This is a genomic window from Brevundimonas sp. FV1ps31S (assembly GCF_058681265.1).
Genome location: NZ_CM178735.1, coordinates 117,432 through 136,573 on the forward strand (window position 1 = coordinate 117,432; position 19,142 = coordinate 136,573).

The 19,142-nt window shown below is 65.8% G+C and carries 16 protein-coding genes and 2 pseudogenes; 7 read left to right on the top strand and 11 right to left on the bottom strand.

The annotated features are described in order from the left end of the window. Positions 1–61 precede the first annotated feature (61 nt). Positions 62–367 (top strand): hypothetical protein, encoded by a 306-nt coding sequence (locus ACVPT3_RS00580; protein WP_492042301.1) that lies wholly within the window; start codon positions 62–64, stop codon positions 365–367. Next, entirely contained in the window at positions 364–1,473 is a 1,110-nt protein-coding gene (locus ACVPT3_RS00585) for a hypothetical protein (RefSeq protein ID WP_492042302.1), read from the top strand. Before ACVPT3_RS00580 ends, ACVPT3_RS00585 begins: the two co-directional genes overlap by 4 nt. Here ACVPT3_RS00585 and ACVPT3_RS00590 read toward each other — a convergent pair. After that, a pseudogene (locus ACVPT3_RS00590) lies at positions 1,470–1,631 on the bottom strand (IS481 family transposase); the annotation flags it as partial. The gene ACVPT3_RS00585 and the pseudogene ACVPT3_RS00590 overlap by 4 nt on opposite strands. 103 nt (positions 1,632–1,734) lie before the next feature. On the opposite strand from ACVPT3_RS00590, the gene ACVPT3_RS00595 reads away from it, so the two are divergent. Then, positions 1,735–1,929, top strand: a complete 195-nt coding sequence (locus ACVPT3_RS00595) for a hypothetical protein (RefSeq protein WP_492042303.1) — start codon at positions 1,735–1,737, stop codon at positions 1,927–1,929. A 268-nt stretch (positions 1,930–2,197) separates the two neighbouring features. Next, positions 2,198–2,473 (top strand): hypothetical protein, encoded by a 276-nt coding sequence (locus tag ACVPT3_RS00600; protein WP_492042304.1) that lies wholly within the window; start codon positions 2,198–2,200, stop codon positions 2,471–2,473. A 35-nt stretch (positions 2,474–2,508) separates the two neighbouring features. Here the strand turns inward: ACVPT3_RS00600 and ACVPT3_RS00605 are convergent, their stop codons facing one another. Then, the gene (locus tag ACVPT3_RS00605; RefSeq protein WP_492042305.1) at positions 2,509–3,099 is read right to left on the bottom strand and encodes a PIN domain-containing protein; all 591 of its coding nucleotides are present in this window, start codon (positions 3,097–3,099) and stop codon (positions 2,509–2,511) included. 3 nt (positions 3,100–3,102) lie between these two features. Continuing rightward, positions 3,103–3,564 carry an excisionase family DNA-binding protein gene (locus tag ACVPT3_RS00610; protein ID WP_492042306.1) on the bottom strand — a complete coding sequence of 154 codons (462 nt, stop codon included), beginning with the start codon at positions 3,562–3,564 and terminating at the stop codon, positions 3,103–3,105. Positions 3,565–3,965: 401 nt separating this feature from the next. Between ACVPT3_RS00610 and ACVPT3_RS00615 the strand changes: the two genes are divergently transcribed. Both ACVPT3_RS00615 and ACVPT3_RS00620 read left to right on the top strand, forming a co-directional pair. Further along, positions 3,966–5,045 (top strand): IS110 family RNA-guided transposase, encoded by a 1,080-nt coding sequence (locus ACVPT3_RS00615; protein WP_492040729.1) that lies wholly within the window; start codon positions 3,966–3,968, stop codon positions 5,043–5,045. Between the two features lie 486 nt (positions 5,046–5,531). Continuing rightward, positions 5,532–7,478, top strand: coding sequence for a DUF3363 domain-containing protein (locus tag ACVPT3_RS00620; protein ID WP_492042307.1), 1,947 nt, complete (start codon positions 5,532–5,534; stop codon positions 7,476–7,478). Here the strand turns inward: ACVPT3_RS00620 and ACVPT3_RS00625 are convergent. Both ACVPT3_RS00625 and ACVPT3_RS00630 read right to left on the bottom strand, forming a co-directional pair. After that, positions 7,475–7,765, bottom strand: coding sequence for a hypothetical protein (locus ACVPT3_RS00625; protein ID WP_492042308.1), 291 nt, complete (start codon positions 7,763–7,765; stop codon positions 7,475–7,477). The genes ACVPT3_RS00620 and ACVPT3_RS00625 overlap by 4 nt on opposite strands. 167 nt (positions 7,766–7,932) lie before the next feature. Next, the gene (locus ACVPT3_RS00630; RefSeq protein ID WP_492042309.1) at positions 7,933–8,865 is read right to left on the bottom strand and encodes a HEPN domain-containing protein; all 933 of its coding nucleotides are present in this window, start codon (positions 8,863–8,865) and stop codon (positions 7,933–7,935) included. 482 nt (positions 8,866–9,347) lie between these two features. Here ACVPT3_RS00630 and ACVPT3_RS00635 point away from each other — a divergent pair, with 482 nt between their 5' ends. Then, positions 9,348–9,803, top strand: a complete 456-nt coding sequence (locus tag ACVPT3_RS00635; RefSeq protein WP_492042310.1) for a hypothetical protein — start codon at positions 9,348–9,350, stop codon at positions 9,801–9,803. 155 nt (positions 9,804–9,958) lie between these two features. Here the strand turns inward: ACVPT3_RS00635 and ACVPT3_RS00640 are convergent, their stop codons facing one another. The 6 genes and pseudogenes from ACVPT3_RS00640 to ACVPT3_RS00665 form a co-directional block, all read right to left on the bottom strand. Further along, positions 9,959–10,834, bottom strand: a complete 876-nt coding sequence (locus ACVPT3_RS00640) for a hypothetical protein (protein WP_492042311.1) — start codon at positions 10,832–10,834, stop codon at positions 9,959–9,961. Positions 10,835–11,196: 362 nt separating this feature from the next. Further along, positions 11,197–11,307 (bottom strand): annotated as a pseudogene (locus tag ACVPT3_RS00645) (hypothetical protein); the annotation flags it as partial. A gap of 14 nt (positions 11,308–11,321) precedes the next feature. Then, a complete protein-coding gene (locus ACVPT3_RS00650) occupies positions 11,322–14,333 on the bottom strand; it encodes a DEAD/DEAH box helicase (RefSeq protein ID WP_492042312.1) in 3,012 nt (1,003 codons plus the stop codon). After that, positions 14,333–14,566, bottom strand: a complete 234-nt coding sequence (locus ACVPT3_RS00655) for a YodC family protein (RefSeq protein WP_492042313.1) — start codon at positions 14,564–14,566, stop codon at positions 14,333–14,335. The genes ACVPT3_RS00650 and ACVPT3_RS00655 overlap by 1 nt, the downstream gene beginning before the upstream one ends. A 125-nt stretch (positions 14,567–14,691) precedes the next feature. Beyond that, positions 14,692–15,015: a hypothetical protein gene (locus tag ACVPT3_RS00660; RefSeq protein ID WP_492042314.1), complete on the bottom strand. Its 324-nt coding sequence runs from the start codon at positions 15,013–15,015 to the stop codon at positions 14,692–14,694. After that, positions 15,012–19,049 carry a helix-turn-helix domain-containing protein gene (locus tag ACVPT3_RS00665; RefSeq protein ID WP_492042315.1) on the bottom strand — a complete coding sequence of 1,346 codons (4,038 nt, stop codon included), beginning with the start codon at positions 19,047–19,049 and terminating at the stop codon, positions 15,012–15,014. Before ACVPT3_RS00665 ends, ACVPT3_RS00660 begins: the two co-directional genes overlap by 4 nt. Between the last annotated feature and the right edge of the window lie 93 nt (positions 19,050–19,142).

The window sequence follows — 19,142 nt, forward strand, 5'->3', positions numbered from 1 at the left end:
TGCCATGTAAGCGATTTCACGAAACAATGGTCTTTGAGGCGGGCGTCTCGGGGGGGCAGCGGTGACGAAGGTCAAGATTGAACGCAAATTCAAGGACGCTGGCCCGACAGCCTCGGGCTTCGTTTTCATCTCCTATGTGATCGACGAGCTGATCACCAATGACCTGGTGGAGCTGACCAACAACAAGGGCGAATATGATTTCCCTGTCGAAGTGACGAAGTTCATCCTCTCCTGCCAGGCGATGGGCGCCTACAAGGGCACCGTCGAACTGATCCTCAAGGTCGGGTCGCGGGTGCTCGAGCCCGAGTTCAAGATCGAGTTCAAGCGCGACGGCACAGTCCTCGACAGACAGGTCAAAACCCTATGAAGGCCGTAACCCTTCCCTGGCTCGCCACGGTAGTCCTCGCCGCGGCCACAGCGACCCCTGCTTCGGCATTTCAGGTCGACGACGCGGCCATCGAAAGCGATGCACGCGGCTTGGCGGGCCCGCCGTTGGGATCGCGTCTGGATGGGATCGCCGCATTCTTCAACGTCGAAGCCTCGACCGACAAGACCGATGCGAGCTTGAGCCTGACCCGCAGCTGGGACGACTCGCGCAGCTCGACCCTGTTCTTCAATACAGTGACGGCCAAGGTGACAACGCCGCTCGGCGATGACGAGGTCAGCGCCGACTTCGTCACGGACGACGGCTTGGCCAATGTGTCCTCGGTGACCCTCGAATATACGCTGGTCTGGACCGAGCGGGTTACCAACACCTACGATCCAGTCAGATTCTTTCCCATAATGGCTGCGGCGGCTGCTTTGTGCCGGGCGCAACGCGGATCGGAAGACGTATGCGAAAGCGCCATGGCCGAGAAGCTTTTGCCCTATGTGACGAACTTGGCGGACCGGGCCGCGCTCGGTCTGGTCGTCCCGCCGAACCATTTTGTCGGGGCCTTCTCCGCCTCCGGGAGCCTGGGTTCGAAAGAGTACAAGTTCCGAGAACCTCTGACCCTGGTCGAAGCCGAGGATCGCCAGACGCCCTTCAGTCTGTCGGCCCAGATCGGCGGCTCCTACCAGGGTACGGCGCAGTGGGCGACGGGCTGGTACGCCGGGGTGGGCGTGGAATACGAAGAGGCCTACGAACCGGCCACGTCACGCACCCTCTGCCAACCGGCCCCGGCAATGGGCCCCCAGGAATGTTTCACCGGCTCCTTCGCTGCGCCTGATCTGGAGCGGATCTCGAAAGTTTTCGGCGAGCTCCGCAAAGGCGGCCTCGGCTCATTGGCGGGCTTCGACCTTAGCGCCCGGGTGAGAACCGCCTACGACTTCGAGGGCGATGTCTGGGGCGTCGAAGGCACGATCTACGCCTTGCCGGACGGCGACGGACGCCTGCGTGGCGGAGTGCGCTTCAAGCTTCAGACGGACGACGATCGCCCGACGACCGAGGACGACAATGCGAGCATCGGCATCTTCATCGGCAGTGCGTTCTAGGTGTTCAGCCCCGGCATCTGGAGGATCGGATCGAGGATGAATCGCTCTGGCTCTGAAGTCCAGATTTTGGCGATGTATTCGTAGGGTGTGAGGCCGTTGAGGGTGTTGAGCCTGCGAGCGAGGTTGTAGGCGGCCATAAAGTCGGCGAGGTGGTCGCGGCGTTCCCATGACGAACCTGTTCGATCGTGCCTCCTTCCCTTCCGTGGAAAGGATCACACCATCAAAACGTGGGATCAAACAGTCCGCAAGATCAGGACCGGCATGGAGACCATCGACGTCTTCGCCTTCCTGACGACCGACCCCAGCGAGCCGGTGAAGTCGGTTCACCCCAAGGCCATGCCGGTGATCCTGACTCGACCTGAAGAATTCGACGCCTGGATGACGGCACCGTGGTCGGAGGCCCAGGCCCTTCAGCGGGCGCTGCCGGATGGGGCGCTGGAGATCATCCATGACTGAACCCCAGGATTGGCCCGGAGAAGACGATGAAGCTCACGCCCAGCCCTATCGGCCCTAAGACTTCACCAAGCTGCAGTATGTTCCGCCCACCCACTTTCAACAGGCAGTCGCTAAACTGAAGATCGTCGGGGCCCTCACCGGCCTACTGATTGTCGTGGCGTTATGCGGGCGGGTCGCTGGGATAGTCTAAACCGCGTGATCGCGGCCAGCGCCATTCCGTACGGCGCACCGGCGACGCCCTGACCGACTCGCCCTACAGGTCGACGGCATGACGACTGACGACCTGAACGACACCTTGGACGCAATGTTGGCTGCGGCCGGTGACAATGCCGACAAGGCGCCCGGACTGATCGAAATCCAGATTGACGACTGGATCAACAGCCTATCGGCGATGCAGACGGGCAGGCCTCAGACCATCGTGGACGGCGTCCGCATCCGGGACATCAAGGTCGCCATCGGCGCCGCCAGCGAGACTCGGGTGTTGACCCGGGCCGAGGCAGGAGACCGGGGCGAGCCGTATCGTAATCTGGCGTCTCGCGGCTAACTGGATTGCCAGAGCCTTCGCGACGCTGGCGCGTGTCAGAGCGAAAGGACGTGCGGCTTAAGCGCGTCTACGGTTTCGGTAAGGCCTGCGGCTTCCATGTCGAGAAGCAGGGTGTCGGCCGTCTTTTCAGGCCTTTTCAACCTTGTTCGCATTTTGCGAATGGCGGCGACGGCCCGTCCAGGGTCGAGCGCTATCGTGTCCGCGATAAAGGCGTCGGCGCTTCGGGCTTCGAGGTTGAGTGGCGTCAGGACCGCCTCCGGGAAGTCCTTGAGGTTGTCCGTGACAATGACGGCGGCGCTGGTCTTAAGCGCAGCCGCGACGACGTGGCGATCATTCTCGTCGGGCAGGCCCGCCACAGCCCCCATCATGCCCGTGAAATCGCCGACGCAGGCCTCTTCAAAGGCTGTGACCATGGCTTTTCGGGCGCGGGCCGCGCGCGCCGTCGCGTCCTCAACCCCCTTGTCGCGCAGGATGCCTTCGATGGCGGTTTCGGTCTCGTCGAGGATCTTGTCAGACCAGCGGATGCGGAAAAACTCCGCCTCCGCCAAGGTCAGGAGGAGGTTCCGCTTCAGAGCGCCGGCAAGCGCACAGGCGTCTATCAGCGCTGTGAAGCGGTTGGCGAACATGGCCTAGAGATGCTCCGCATCCATTTCAGCCAGTTCGGAAAGTGCGGCGCTTCGTTGAGCGTCGCGCGCCTTCTTGTAGGCGAACAGGTTCTCCGCCTTGACCCGGCGATGCCGACCCACAGTCACATGCTCGATGGCCCCCTTTTCCAACAGGGACACGAAGAACGGCCGCGACACGTTCAGAATGTCGGCGGCCTGCTGGGTGGTCAGCATTTGGCTGACAGGGACCAGGGTTACGGCGTCGCCCTTTCCGACGTGCCGAAGCAGCTCCATTAAAAGCCGCGACAGGGCCGGCGCCAGGATGATCTCGGCGGGCTTGCCGGTCTCGTCCAGAACGCGAAGCCGTTGATCCGTGTCACTGGTGGCCTGCGCGGCCAGGATCTGGCGCAGTTGATTGGCCGCCGCCCTTTCGTTGGCGGACGGCAGCCGGTCGCCGAGCTCCTCGGCGAAGGCTGGCATAGTCATATTGGGTCTCTCCGGTGGCTTCGGAAAATAGACGATATTCGAAATAATCGCAACGAAAGAAATATTCGAAACCACTTCCCGTTCCGTTAATTTTCGAGAATTCGGAGGGAGCGCCCGCAAAATCCGAATTCGAGAATCGCGCTGGCCGTCGCTTGCTGCGGTTGGTTGTGCAATCCGGATGAAACGTCTGAAGCCGACCTTTTTGCGTTGGTCGCCCGGACGGTCAGAGCCATCACGAGCAACCACGGGAATCGACGCGCTCAGCGACAGGGGAGACTGCCGCCGTATTCGGGCTCGGCGATCCACCAGTGGCGGCCGGGTTTCAGCGGCCCGGTCGCGGCGCCAAACTCCCGCCAGCGGGCGAAGTCCCTCGTCCCGCCCTGCGCAGGAGGAGATCAGCCGTGGAGCATTTTGCCGGTCTGGACGTGTCGATGGAGGAGACGGCGGTGTGCGTCGTCGATACCGAGGGGACGGTGCTGATGCGCTGCTCCGTTCTTACCGATCCCGAAGCGATCGCGACGGTGCTGGCGCCGTTCGCGCGGACTTTGCGCCGCGTCGGGCACGAGGCGGGTTCGTTGTCGCCGTGGCTTCAGCCCGGTCTGAAGGCCCTGGGCGTGCCGGTGGTCTGTCTGGAAACCCGCCATGTCCGCGCGACAATGGCGGCCCAGCGCAACAAGACCGACGCCGCCGACGCGCTGGGCCTGGCCCATCTGATGCGCACCGGCTGGTTCCGCCAGGCCCATGTGAAGACCGACCAGGCCTACCGGCTGCGGCTGTTGCTGATCCAGCGCCGTAACCTGAAGCGCAAGTTCCTCGATCTGGAGAACACCATCCGCCACTCGTTGAAGAGCTTCGGCGTGCGGTTGAACAAGGTCGGTCGCGGCGGCTTCGATGCGGCGGTGCGCACGGCGTCGGCCGACGATCCGCTGACCGCCGAGTTGATGGACTGCATGCTCGAAGCCCGCGCCGCGCTGTGGAAACAGTACCTCAAACTGCACGATCTGGTGGTCAAGATCGTCGCTCAGGACGCCCTGTGCCGACGGCTTATGGCGATCCCCGGCGTAGGGCCGATCACCGCCCTGACCTTCGTCACGGCGATCGACGATCCGGCCCGGTTCCGCCGCTCGCGCAACGTCGCCGCCTACTTCGGACTGACGTCCAAACGTTGGCAGTCCGGCTCGTCGATCGACATCCAGGGCCGCATCAGCAAGGCCGGCGACCCCGATGTTCGACGCGCGCTCTACGAGGCCGCCAGCGCCATGCTGACGCGCTTCAAGGGCACGACGGCGCTCAAGACCTGGGGCATGAAGCTCGCCAAACGCTGCCACAAGAAGGCGGTCGTGGCGGTCGCCCGCAAGCTCGCGGTGATCATGCACGCCATGTGGCGCGACGGCACCGAGTACCTCGACCGACCTGCCGACAGCACCTCCACGACCACGACCTCGGCCAAGGACCGCAAGCTTCTCGGAGCCTGTGCATGACCGGGATCATCCCCATACGCGACGCGGCTGCGGCCGCCTGAACGCAAGGAGATCCGCTTCGGCGGAGAGAAAGGGCGCAGACCATGGAATGCGGGAAGCACGATATCTTGCCTGTGGCCGGAGTGATCCAGGACCACGCTCGAGTGCCTGTGACGATGCCCCGCGAGTCCGATAGCAGCATGTGCCTCGACGGCTCGACGACCGCTCAGACGGTCCCAAGCCCGCCGTCGATGAGCCCGGAAGAGTGCACGGCGCGCCTCGACTTCTCCCAAGAAACACGGATCCAACCTCAAAGCGTCGATTCTCGCGTCTACTCGTCCATCGGAGTACACTGGAGACCATCAGAGAAAGGAAGACGGTCATGCCGAAGAAGAAAGAGAAGAGCCCGATTAAGAGGGCAAGATAAAATCCGGCCTGCGATCCTTGGACATCGCCGGCCGGGTACATCGGTGAAGGCGAAGGGTTTCGGGGGCGCTGGAGCCCGCCATGACCGAACCGCGCGATCCTGAAGACTACGGCTTCAAGCCGCCGATGACGGCGCGGCGGGAGGCGCCGCCGACCTGGACCGTCGGGCGTCTGGTCAGCCGGGCGACGCCGTCGATGCCCCCGCGTGCGAGAGCGCGACACTTCTCCTCGAAGGGTTCGGTTCAGCGCGTCCGGCCGGTGCGTTCGGCGGCGGGCGGGATGCGGCGGGTGATGGTCAAGGTGCGGGTCGTGCCGATGACGCCGGGCGCGAAGAAGGCGCTGATGACCCATGTCCGTTATGTGGCCCGCGAGGGGGCTGGCGCGGAGGGCGAGCCGGGTCGATTCTTTGATGCGCGCGAGGATGCGGTGGACGCGTCCGGCTTCGTGCGGCGTTGTGAGGGAGACCGGCATCACTTCCGCATCATCGTCAATCCGGAGGACGGGCGTGATCTGCCAGACCTCAAGACCTTCACGCGCCGGTTCATGGAGCAGGTGGAGACCGACATGGGCACGCCGCTCGAATGGGTGGCGGGAGAGCACTACGACACCGGCAGACCGCATCTTCATATCCTGCTGCGGGGCAAGCGTGACGACGGCCGGGATCTGGTCCTGCCGCGCGAGTACGTCAGCCACGGGCTACGTCAGCGATCCCAAGAACTGGCGACCGAGATCCTCGGGTCGAGGCAAGAGCGGGCGGCGTCAGAGCGGGATTTGACGGCGGACCGATTCACCCGTCTGGATCAGACCTTAATCGGCGAGGTCCGGGACGGGCGGCTGAGCCTGGACAGCTTGCCGGAAGCGCAGCGAACCGACGCGCTACGACGGCTCGTCCATCTGGAAACGCGAGGCTGGGTCGAGCGCGAGGGGCCGGGCCGATGGACCGTCCCCGCCGATCTCCGTGAGACCCTGCAACGGGTCGGCGAGCGCGAGGCGAGGGACGCGGCGGCGGCCAAGGCGATCTGGGGCGGCCGATGGGGCGGAGAGGTGGAGCGGCTTCAACCGTTGGAGATCAAGGCGGGCGAGACCGTGGTCGGCGCATATGCCGGAGTCCAGCCTATCGGTCCCTATGGGAGCGGACCCCAGGCCCTGGTGATGGAGACGATGGATGGACGGTTCGGCCATGTGCGGCTGCCGTCGCTGGACAGCGCCTTGATTCTGGACCGGGTGCCCGAGCGAGCGATCGTCGAGGTGCGTGGCAAGGCGCGGCCGGAGCGAGCCTCGGATCGGACGATCGGCGAGATCGCGGGCGAGCGCGGCGGGGTCTATTCGGCAGCGGACCACCAGGCCGCGCGACTGGACGACAGCCCGGCCTTCATCGAGCGGCATGTGCGGCGGCTGGAGGCCATGAGCCGCGAGCGGGCGTGTCGGGCCTTGGGCGACGGCCGGTTCGCCATTGCGGAGGACTATCTGGCCAAGGCCTCAGCAGCGGACCAGGCGCGTCATGGCGCGGTGGATCTGGAGGTGCGGGTGCTGGATGTCCGGCCGTTGGAAGTACAGCCGCAGGCCAGAGGCGTGACCTGGCTGGACAAGGTCGCGGGCGGGATGGCCAAGGGACCCGAGGCGGGAGCGCTGGCCGACGAGGCGAAGGCGCTCGGGCTTCAACGGGCGGCGGTGCTGAAAAGCTGGGGCATCGGCTCAGGGGCGCCGATGGGGCTCGGCGAAGGGGAAAGACAGCAGCTCTGGGCCCTGGAGCTGGAGAGCCAGATGGAGCGACTCGGTCAGACCGGCAAGCCGTTGATCAGGGCCCAGGAGGGGCAGAGGTTCTCCGGCGTCTATCTGGACCGGGCCCATATGGGCGGTCGGACCTATGCGGTGATCGAGAGCAAGACCGCCGTGACCCTGGCGCCGTGGCGGCCGGCTCTGGAGGCCTGTCGGGGACAGGCGCTCACCGGGGTGCTGCAGGGCGGGCAGGTGGACTTCCGCTTCGGCCAGTCGCAACGCGGCAAGGGGCTCGGCCTGGAGCTCTAGAGCGGCGGCGACTGATCCGCATCTTGCGCCCAGCCGCCTTGCCGGCGCGGCTGGCTCGACGACGAGCGCAGACCGGTCAGCTGGCTTCGGGCCCATTCGTGCAGTTTGCTTCTCGGATAATAGGGCGTGCGGCCGAGGTGGGTGCAGGGCGGACCGTCGGATCGGGTGCAGAAGATCTTGGCGAGGGTGGAGGGCGCGCGGCGGATTCCGAGGGTCGCAAGCTCGCGCGACGCCTCCTTGCGGTTCAGCAGAACGTCTTCGGTCTCTTGGGGGAAATGACGGGTCATTGAGGGTGCTCCTTGGTGAAGATCCTCAAGCGACGCACTTATCCCCAGGCCGTCAATCCCGCCGAAACGGCCGGTCACGGAAGGGTTGTTTCAGGGCTGTTCAGGGCGTTTCATTTTCACATTCCCTCAAGCGAATGTGATCGGCCGCTGTCGCGGAAACCCACAGGTCAAACGCGAGCGGCCGTGGCCTTGAGCTCGGCGATGCGGGTCTGGCAGAGGGCGGCGACGAGATCGCGCAGATGGCGTGCGCGGGTCATCAGCCACTCCAGATCCTCGGCCGAGGCGTCGTACTGATCGCTGTATCGGGCTTCGACATAGGCGCGCTTCAGCAGTTCGAACCGGCGGCGGTCGAAGCGGTGTTCGCGGGGCCAGGCTTCGACCAGGGCGGTGTTCACGTCCTCGGCCAGAGAACGGAGGAATTTGATGTTGTGAGAGCGCGGGAAATAGAAGGTGTGGACGAGCAGGAAACAGGCGTAGGCCGTCTCTACGGCCTGGTGGAGTTCGAAGGCAGCTCGCTTCCGAACATGTTGGCCGTCCGCCTGCTCGGCGATGTGGTTCTGTGCATCGCGGAGCCACAGATCGAGATCGGCGATTTTGCTCGCAAAGTACCTGTCAGCGGTTGCGGAGGCATCAGCCGGTGTCATCGGCTGCGGCGTTGCGAAGGGATGGCCGGGGATTTCGTAGAGGGCGATGCCGTCGCGGACGATGTCGGTCCAGAAGTACTCGCCGCGCCGCAGGGCGTCGTTCACCTCCTGGAGGTCGTGGACGATCAGGTTCACGGTGCGGCCGATGGCGGGGTCGCGGAGGATCTGGTCCTCGGAGTTCCACCAGTAGTCGGCGATGTTGGTCAGCTTCTCGTGGTTGACCACGATCAGCAGGTCGAAGTCCGAGAGGTAGCCGTTCTCGGGCTCATCGACCCAGTCGGTGCGCGCGTAAGAACCGAACAGAATGATCTTGTAGACTTGGCCGCCACGACGCCAGGTCTGGGTGCCGCCGCCGCCGCCGTTCTTCGCGGCCTCAAAGCCGGCGAGCAGGAGGTCGCGAACGCGTTCGAGTTCGCGCTGCTGGCGTTCGGGAAGATGGTCGAGGTCGGACCGCATCAGGCGAGTCTAACCGAAAATGCGAGGGGTGCATCAGCGAACGGTCGCGCTGGGACAAATATACGGCCGGAAATTTGTGCGCCGTGCCGCAGACGTCAGGTTTCCGGCGTCGGCTCGAAAAGCCGATCCCGCTCTATGTCCGGAAGCCCGACGCCAAGATGCCCACCGGCTGAATCTGGACGGGCCGCACTACAAACACGCTGCCCGGATGAAAACGGTTTGGGGCGACATCTTGGACCGCAAGGCCGCCAAGCGCGCCGTGGCGGCCCCTGCGTAGCGAAACCTAAGGTCGTCGCGGCGGCGGCGGCGGCGGCGGCGGCGGCGGCGGCGGCGGCGGCGGCGGGGGTGGCGGAACGTTAACAAACCCGCCATGTTCGCGGCCAATAGGAGGAGGTTTCACCGGAGCCATGTTACTCTCGCAGAGGTTGAAGACAGATCGCAGGGAACTGCGATATCTGATGCATAGTCAAGGGGACCTGCGGATGCAGGACCTCCATGCTTTCGCCAGCGTCGCCGATACGCGCGCGTCGATCATCATCAGCGTCGCCGCCGCTCTGGCTGCGGCCGCCGCGGGCCTTTTCGCCGCGACTCTGGACAAGGGGCCGAACTACCCCGTGATGCTGGGCAGCCTGACGGCGGTGGTCTTGTTCGGGCTTTGCGCCAAGCGGGGGCTTCACAGCGCCCGCCGCCGACTGTTCCATCCTCGGGGACATCCGCCCTCGGCCTTCGAACCTGACGTTCTCGCGGACAAGCCGCTTGCCGACATCTATGCCGAGATGGCCGAAGACCTGGACGAACGTCTCGCCTTCAACACAGCCATCCTCCGCGAGCGGGACGACGAACTTGAGAAGGCGATCAGACTGATGTGGCGCACCCCGTTCGCCGCCACCGCCGCCGCGATCGTCGGATGGGTGATACCCACGCTCTGGCCCAAGTAGGGCCTTCCCACTTTCAAGTTCCCAGAAGGGCGGTCCGAACGGGCCGCCCTTTCTCACTCAGGATCCCCGTATCGCCTCTTCATCTAGGAGCTCTCAATGAGAGCCTGCAAACTTGGCGAGGGCGGTGCTCACGATGTGTTGCGGTCGACTCTTCGTTAGCGGGCGGTTGGATCAAACCAGAAGATCAAGTCCTGAGGTCTGAATTGCGCGAAGCGATCCAGATCCTCGACGGGCCGGCTGGCAAGAGCCTCGGCAATAAGGTGGTGGAGCACGGCGTCCGGCAGATTGCGGCACCAGGCACCGGGCATGCCGACCGGATCGACGATAAACGGGTCGCCTCCGCCTCCGCCTCCCGCTCCAGCCTCTTGCGAGCCCGCCCCGAGGCGGCCAAGACCTTCCATGACGATGACCCCGGCCACCGCATCGAACCGGACAGGCTGATTCGCAGCATCCCGCGCGAAGGAGTTCGGGGTGAATAGCCCTGATTCCGCATGCAGCAAGGCGGAAATCGGCTCGTAGAGATGCTCATCCCAGACAATCACCAGCACGCCGTTCACAGGTTTGTCCGCCGAGAAGTCCTGGAACTTGCTCTCTGCGCTGAAAAGGAAGTCCTTCACCGCATTGTCTCTCGGCAACGCCAGCTCTGGGCCGCCGTCCCGCTGGCGCAACACGTCGCCCGCTACGCCTCGCGCAGGCACATGGTAGTCTACCGCAGCGCGACGGTGCTGGTGATCAAATAGAGCCGGGCATTTGACCTCGACCAACACGATCTGGTCGTCCAGCTCGATCGACATCTCAGGCCGACGTCCCGTGGTCGGATTGACGGGTTCATAGGCCAGCGCCCGACCCGCGGGCCATGGCGCATTGCAGAGAGCGCGGATCACTAAGATCTCGGCGAAAAGCTGTAGAAGTTGTTCGAAACCTGCGCGCCAAGCCGCCGGATCTAGCGCGGTCGCCACGTACCGAACGGCAGCGAGTTCGGTGACGTAACGAAGCCCCACATTCGGAAGCGCGCTGTCGATGTCCTGCAAGGCCCTTAGCAGGCTACGGCCGAATTGGCTCGGCGCGCGCGGGTGGAGGTGATAACTCAGCCACCCGCCATCTCCCGCCCATCCGAGCCAGGCGTCGGCGTAAACCCTTTCTTCTGGCGAATACGGGCGGCGCGGGGGCATCATAGCATCCGTCTACCAAACCAGGAGCGCTACCGAAAACCCCGCTGGCTCGAAGGTCTCAATGCCGTCCGAACAGCGGTCGAGCTGAACATCCCCTATGAGTCAAAGACGACAACGGTCAGGCGGATCTCATCATGCCTCTTTATGACTGAGGCCGTGTAAAAACTGCTGAGCGACGGCGGGACAGAGGTGGAGACGAAGCGCAGGACGCCTCCTGCTCGGGCTCTGATGGCTTCCATCAGCGGCTTGGTTCCGAGCACCGCCATCACCCGCTTCATATTGTAGGCTAAGATGTGGAGGCTGATCTCGGTCTTCACGTTGGATAGGCGTCGAGTTCCGCGCTCACCTAGGCCGCCGGAACGTCGTCCGGATGCAGGCGGCGGAAGAGCGTGCGTCCCCGCTCGCCGAGAAGCCCGCGTAGGGCGGCTTCGGACTGCCCGCCGATCTGTTCCAGGCGGATCAGTCCGGCCTGCCTCATCTGCAGCAGCTCGCCACGGGTCAGAACGACCGGCAGGGTCAGAAGGGGAAGCAGTTCGGCTGGAATGCCCAATTCAAGCCGTTTGATCAGTTCATCCACCGCGAGCTCGCCGTCCTGACCGTCGAGAATGATCGCGGCGATCCGAACCGCGGCGTCGAGCAGAAAACGGCTGCCGTCGGCATAGCCCCGGATGTCGCCATGCCCGATGCGCGAGAACGGATTGGTCGAATAGCTGTCCTCGATCTGACTGGTCGGAACGCCGTCGATCCAGTCCGAGACGATCAGGGCTCGCTTGCACCGGGCGTAGTACAGCCGGTCCGTGCCGGCGCCCCGGCGCAGCAGCCGGGCCAGATCGGCGCCGAGACGGCCGGCGAGACGCTGGCCCCAGACGGCTTCGCCATGACGGTTTTGCGGCGTGTAATCGGCGTCGCGCTCCGGCAGGGCTTCAATCAGATGCAGCAGAGTCTCCGGACCCGCCCGGCCCTCGGGGAGGGCGCGGATCAGCTCGACGAGCCGCAGGGCGGATTCCAGCTCTAGCGGCGACTCTCCGCAGGCCTGACCGAGCATGGTCAGGCGTAGACCCTCGCCTTCGGCGTTGACCAGACCTTCGGCGATCATGCGGTCGAGCAGGTGGTCCAGACGCGCGGCCATACGGGCGCGCCATTCGGGGTCGCGGAGGATGGCCAGAAATCCCCCGTAGGTGTTGGCAACCAGATCGACCACGGCGTTCCGCGGGACCTCGCGCACCTGGGCCATGAGTTTCATGACCCAAGTCCCGGGCGCGCGTTCGTCGAAGGACGACTGAACCGATTCTGGAGCGCCCTCGACATAGCGTCGGAATAACCGCTCGCGCTCTAACGGCGTCTCGCCGATGACGATCGCCTTGCCTTCGGCTTCGTAGCCGAGACGGCCGGCGCGACCGGCCATGTTCTTGTACTGGGCCACCGTATAGGGCTGGGGTTCGCCCGCCCCGGGAAAGGCTGTCTCGACGATGACGACGGTCGAGGCGGGCGTATTGACGCCGGCGGCGACGGTGCTGGTCGCGACGAGCACCTGGACTCCGCCGTCTATCCGGCGAAATCCATGTTCGACCGCAATGCGCTCGTCACGGGTAAGGTCGCCGTTGTGGAAGGCGACTCCGCCTTCTAGGGCCGTCCGAAGATTGTCCGACATCGCCGACCGGTCCCCGTCGGGAAGGGCATCAATGACGGTCGCCGCCCGGGGAAGTCCGAGCTCCCGTGACAGATACAGGGCGCAACCGCTCGCCGATCCCCGCATGTTGCGGAAGACGATGACCTTCTCGCCGAGTCCCACGAGATGCCGCACGAGGGGCACCACGACGTCCTGGGACGAGGGGCGCGCGCCACGTTGTCGGATCTGATGCCGGTCGAGCATCGGGTCCCTGTTGATCCCGCCGTCGGGCGTCCGATATTGCCACATCCCGGTCCGGTCGATGACGCCCTCCGCGAGGGGGACGGGCCGGTCCGTGGTCATGAGCAGGCCGCAGTCCAGCCAGCGTTCGAAGCCGTTGGCGTCGCCGATGACGGCGCTGAGCGCGACCAGTTGCGGCGCCACGCCGCGTGACTTGGCCGACAGCAGGCTGGTGAGCAGGAGCTCGACGACCATCCCGCGACCGGGTTCGGTGATGAACTGGGCCTCGTCCAGCACCACCAGACCAATCTGGTGGAGCAGATGGGGGGCGGCTAAGGACAGCGAAAGGAACTTCTCATAGGTGAAGAAGGCGATGTCGTACTTGCCGCGCAGGACATCACCGACCTGATCCTGCCAGTCGCCGCTGCAGCGCGCGATCCGAAGGCTCAGCTCCTCGCCATAGTAGGCTGAGAAGTCCTCGTACTTTTCGTTGACGAGGGCCTTGTAGGGCAGGAGGAACACCGCCTTGCGGCCTTCCGCGACCGCCCGGAGCGCGGCCATTTCCCCGACGAAGGTCTTCCCGGCGCTCGTCGGCGCAACGACCAGTAGAGAGCTTCCGCCGAGGATGTTGTGTTCGTTGACCGCCTCGATCTGCAACGTGTTGAGGCCGTCGGGATAGCGAGCGTTCCAGCTGCCGAGAACGGCGTCTGGCAGGCCGTATCCGGCGAGTTCGGCGAACCGCCCGGTCGTGCGGACCGGCGCCAGATCGGGGAAGGCTGCGTAATAGGTCGCGCCGCGCTGGCCAGGCGGCAGGGACAGCTCCCCCTGGACATGGCCGAAAACCGCCGGGGTCTGCTGATAGCCGAACCGCGCGGCGCTGGCCCGGACGAGGCCGACGACTTCTTCGGCCAGGCCGAGAACGCCGACCGGTTCAGTGCGTAGCAGCAGGGTGTCGAGGATCGCCTTGGTGAAGAGGCCGTGCCGGGTCTGCGGATCTTCGAGCGCCGGTTCATCCGGTGCCGACGCCGCGAAGAGAACCCGGCCCTGACCCGCCACCTCCGCCAAGGGCAGACCAACCGCCCTTGGCGCGACGCCGAGGTCCAGGACCCGGGCGCTCGCCCCGCCGCTGAAGCAGCAATCCAGGAGCAGGAGGACGGCCCGGGCCCGGCTCTCGCGGAAGCGACGGGCGAGATCCGCCATGTCGAGCGTCGTGACGGGCAGATCATCCGCGCGGGTGTCCGTCAGGACCAGCCGGTGGTCGGGCGTGCCGTGGCCGGCGAAACTCAGGAGAACGACATCGTCTTCCGTCGCAGCGCCCAGGGTCTCGTCGAGTGCGCGCGTGACGGCCGCCAGGGTCGCGTGTTCGTTGGTGATCAGGGCGGCCGCCATGCCGTCGATGGAATCGCTCAACACGGCCCATAGCGCCGTGGCGTCCCGGACTGCCCCGTTCAGATCCCGCACCAGGGGATCGGAATGGCGGTCGATTCCAATGAAGGCGGCCCGGATCATCAGCGGATGATGCGGCCGAATGTGGCTTGCGGCCGTTGGGACGGCTCAAGCACCGCGAGCGGGAAGGTGTCGCGCTGAACGACCTGCTTGGCGCCGACCCGGTCGGACCAGACGCACCAGACCTCGGTCTGTCCCGTCGCCGCCCGCGTTCCGACGCTCTCCACGGTCATCAGAGGCCCGCCGGACTTCAGTCTGACAAGATCTCCGGCCGCGAACGAAATTTTCTCACCCATGGAATGGCCTTGTTCATTATTTGTTCGAACCTAACACACGGTCAAGCTGCGTTCAAAATGAATCCTCGCGTGTGCCCAGACCGGACCGCCGAACACGGGCCGATCCGGACGTTGGCTGGCATTGACTACAGCGAGGCACGTCTCGACGCGGAGGAGACCGGTTGAAGGGTCGGGCGTTTGACCGGCGACAGGACGAGTTTCACCACGAGGAAGGCGAGGCCGACGAGGTCGCCGAACAGGACGCCGCCCGCGAAGCCGATGGTCATGGCCGGATAGCGCCCCTGCGGCGCCAGCAGGATCGCCAAACAGGCCAAGGCGATGACGACCAGGATGCTGAGGATGAGGTAGCTCATGCGGAGCTGAAGGCGAAACCAGCCGATCGACTGCGCCTTGTTGAGATCGAAGGCCTCGCGCTCCTGGCGCAGTCGCTCGTTCTGGGCCTGGGTCATGCCTCGTCCATCATCGCGCCTTCCTGGCGCGCCCGTTCGATGTTGTTGCCCGCATGATCGCGGATCCAGTCGTAGAGCTCCCAGGCCGGCGACATCGGCGACAGGTCGTGGAGGATGGCCGTTGCGCGCTCGAGGGTCTTGATGTCCCGCGGCATCGGTTCGCCCGGCGCGCCCGAGTACATGCCCGAGGTCGCGCCGCCGTAGAGCCGTTGCCGCGCCAAATGGGCGAGGTCCGGATCGATCGCCGCGCAGCGCTCCAGGAAGCGGATGACGAAGCCGTCTTTGTCGAGGACGAAGCTGTAGTGGGCCTCGCGGAGCAAGGCCGAGATCAGGGACAGTTCCGTGCCGCCCGCCGTGGCGAGCAGCGGATCGAAGAAGTCGACCAGACGGTGGGCGTCCGACAGATACATGGCGTCGAACAGATGGGTCGCGCCATGCTGGAATTCGAAACCCCGGTGCCAGTTCTCGCGCAACCAGTCCCAGGTCTCCTGGAGGATTTCCGCGCTCGCGGCAGAGGTGGAGAAGCCAAGACCCGCCCGCCGCCAGGGGCCGTAGTTGGCGGCCCGGAATCCGAAGGGGTCCGCCACCGACCGTTCGACCCGCGCGCGGAAGAAAGCGGCCGTCCGTCTCGGGTGCAGGGTCGAGAAGGCGGCGATGGTCTGGTTGATCCAGTGGCCGTCGATCTCGGGGATCGGCTCGGCCGCCTTGAGGAAGGCGTCGACCTGGGCCGGGGTCGCGAGGGTCAGGCGTTCTCCGCCCTGTCCACCGGCGATCATGGCGACCTGGTCGAGGACTTGGGGATCGTCGAGCCGCGCGCCGAACGCCAGGTCGAGGACGAGCCTCGGATCGGCAGGCCGCCACGACCAGAAGGCGCGCAGCGCGCCCAGCACCACGAGCGGATCGGCGTCCTGGAGCATGCGCCGGACGAGCGTCAGATCCTCGGGCTGGATGCTTTCGAACTTGCCCATATAGGCCAGGGCCGCGCCGCGACGCAGGTCCGCCCGTTCCCCGTCCAGCCAGCGCTCGACGATCCGCCGGCCCTGCGCCGGATCGGCTTGCCGGATGGACTGCGCCGCCGCCGGACTGAAGGGGGCGGTCGGCGCCTGCTCGCGCGCCTCGGCGTTGGCGATCAGGGCCTCGGCGAAGGCGACGTCGCGCTGCGTCAGCGTCGAGATCAACACATGGGCGGAGGTCAGCTCCGTCCCCGCCTGGGTGAGGTCGTCCATGGCGGCCTCGACGAAGGCCAGGCGCGCCGCGGGCTGCGGGAAGGTGGCGGCGAGGGCGTCGCCCATGGCCGCCATCCAGGCGTCGAGGTTTTCCGACCAGCCGTCGATGTCTTGCCGATCGAGAAACAGGTTTCCGAAGCCGTCGGCGAGAGCCGCGCGGGTGCGGAAGGCCAAGGTGTCCGGGAGCGCGGACATCACTGCTTCGGCGGCCGCGCGTGTCTTCAGTCCATGATCGGCGTGCCAGGAGACCGCGGCGGCCAGGGCTAGGGCCGTCGTGTCGCCAAGGCCGGCCCGCACGACGCTCTCGAGACGCTGCAGCACCCCGATCATCTCGACGTCGTACAGGTCCTGGGCTTCGGGGGAGGGGTCATTGCCCATCAGCCCCATGGGCGCGCGGAGGACATTCTGGAACGCCATCCCCGCCAGCCGGGCCACGCGCGATTCGGGGCGGCCGAGCAGGCTGAACAGCGCCTCGATAACTCGCATACGATAGGGTTGCAGGAGGTCGTAGCGCAGCTGGTAGGGGGTGAGGCTGACCCCCCGGGCGGTCGCCCGGTTGCGCACTCCTTCGGTTGCCAGGAAAGGCTGGAGCAGATCGATGGGGGTGTAGGCGCCGTCCCAGCCGTCGCTGCGGGCCGCTCGATCCAGTGCGAACGCCAGCAGGGCGTCGTTGATTTCGAGCGGCTTGCCGTCCTCGAACCCGGCCATCTCCGTCAGCACCCGCATCGGATGGGAGGGGTGGGGGCCGGTCTTGCGGTAGTCGGTGCGGCCAAGGTCCCACAGAAGGGCGACGGCCTCGAGCAGATGGTCGGCGGTGTAGGCGACGTTGCGCAGGATCTCGGGGACGATCGCGAGGCCAATCCCCCGCTTCAGCAGATGGGCGGCGAAGCGCAGCGCCTGACGCGGCTGGAACACCGAGACCGTGCGAACGGCCTCCAGCCGGTCGTCGTAGTCGGTCTCGATGGACTCGAGGCTCCGCCATACCGCGTCCAGCAGATGGCTGTTGGCGGTGTCTCCATCGGTCCGGCGCCAGTCCAGGCGGCCCAGGTTGATGATGATATTGACCAGCAGGCGGGACTCCGCCGCCGCGAGGACCGCTTCCGCGAACTGCGAGAGCCGGCCGCCGACGAGACAGGCCTCGTCGATGAGATAGTCACCCATGACGTCGGGCATCAGCCGGTGCTGGGCACCCCGGCGAAGCGCCACGCCGCCCTCGACCAGGCCGCTCATGATACGTTCGGCGTCCAGGGACGGAATGCCGTGAACCGTCTCGAACAGCTTGAGCAGCTGCCGGTCCTCGGGATGGAAAGGTTGCACGAGGGCCAGAAGCTCCAGAACCTTGAGCCTGATCGCCTCGTCGCCCCCGGATCCCAGCCGCCCCTTCACCACGTCGGCGAACTTGCCTAGCACGAAATTGCGCAGGGCCTCCTGGTTCTTGACCCGTTCCGGCGCCATCGGCTCGCGCGACAGGATCCGCGCCGCCATGGACAGGATTAGCGGCGATCCGCCGGCGATCCCCACGACGGCGTCGGCCCAGGCGTCGCTCTCGCCTAGGGCGGACAGCATGTGACCGGCGAGCGCCGTCAGGGCCTCCGTGTTCAGCGCGTCAAGTGTCACCTCGACCGGGGTCAGGCCGAAAACCGACGCCTCTCGCTTCAGACGCTGGCGGGCATAGGGTCGCGACGCCAGCACGAGGCGGGTCTGGTTCGCCGGGTCGGCGGCGGTCTCGAACAGCAGGCCGAAGGCGTCGCGGTCGTGGGCGTCATCGACGATGACGATCTTCGATCCGGGCCCCAGGGCCGCCAGATCGGCATGACCCACAGTGGCGGTCGTCGAGAGGAACCACAGGCGGGTGGCCGGATCGGCGTCTCGGCGGCGGCGGGCCGCTTCCAGCAGGAGGCGCGACTTTCCCATCCCGCCAGCGGCGCAGAGAAGGGTCACTGGCGTCGCTGGATCGGCCATGCTGGCGGTCAGCGCGTCGAGTTCGGACTCGCGGCCGACTAGGCCCCAGTCATGGGTGAACAGGGCGTCGGGCTGGCTGAACGGCTGAAAGAAGGCGTCGACCTCGGACCACGGGCCCGGGCCGGGCCGCCCCAGAAGTTCGAGGTTCTGCCCGCGAAAAAAGGTGTCGACGATCTGGTCCTGCCGATAGGGCGCCAGGGTGCGGAACAGCCGGGTCAGATCGTCCTTGTCCCAGAGCTCCCAGCCGCGATGGGCATTGACCCTGGCCGCCGTCTGCGGGCTGGCGACGCGACTGAGGACGATGATCTTCCGGTCGGCTTCGCCCTCGAAGGCCGCGACGACGGCGTCGACGTGCGCCGGCCCGAACTGCGCCATGCGCTTGCACTGGAGGGCCATGACGCGGTGCCCGTCCTTGTCGGTCGCCTCGACGTCCACGCCCCCCTGGTCGTGGCCGGTCATGCCCAGCCGACGGACGTGCAGGCCCGGCTCGAGATCCTGGACCACCACAGCCGTGATCTGTTCGAAGGTTTCCGGGTCCAGTCTGTCGACGGGCAGGGGTTTAACGAAGCTCACGCCTGAGGGCGTGGCGTAACCGGCCATCACCTTCAGGTCCGGAACCTTAAGGCCAATCGCCTTGGCGAGCTTGTCCAGCTGGGCCGGTGCCGGGCGATGGGTTCCGGCTTCCCAACGCGAGACCGACTGCTGGCTGACGCCAAGCGCGAGCGCCAAGTCCGCTTGGGTCGCATAACCAGCACGCACCCGGGCTACCGAGATCGCATGTCCGAGCTGGCTGTGGGGCGGCGGCGTTGAAGACGGTGGATGGGCGACCATTCGTACCCGTAACATGAGTACAGTGCGGAGTCCATCGAGCCGCACACATGCCCTGAGTACGAGTGAGGACAGGCTCGGCCTACATGATACAATGCCGGGGGTGGTCGG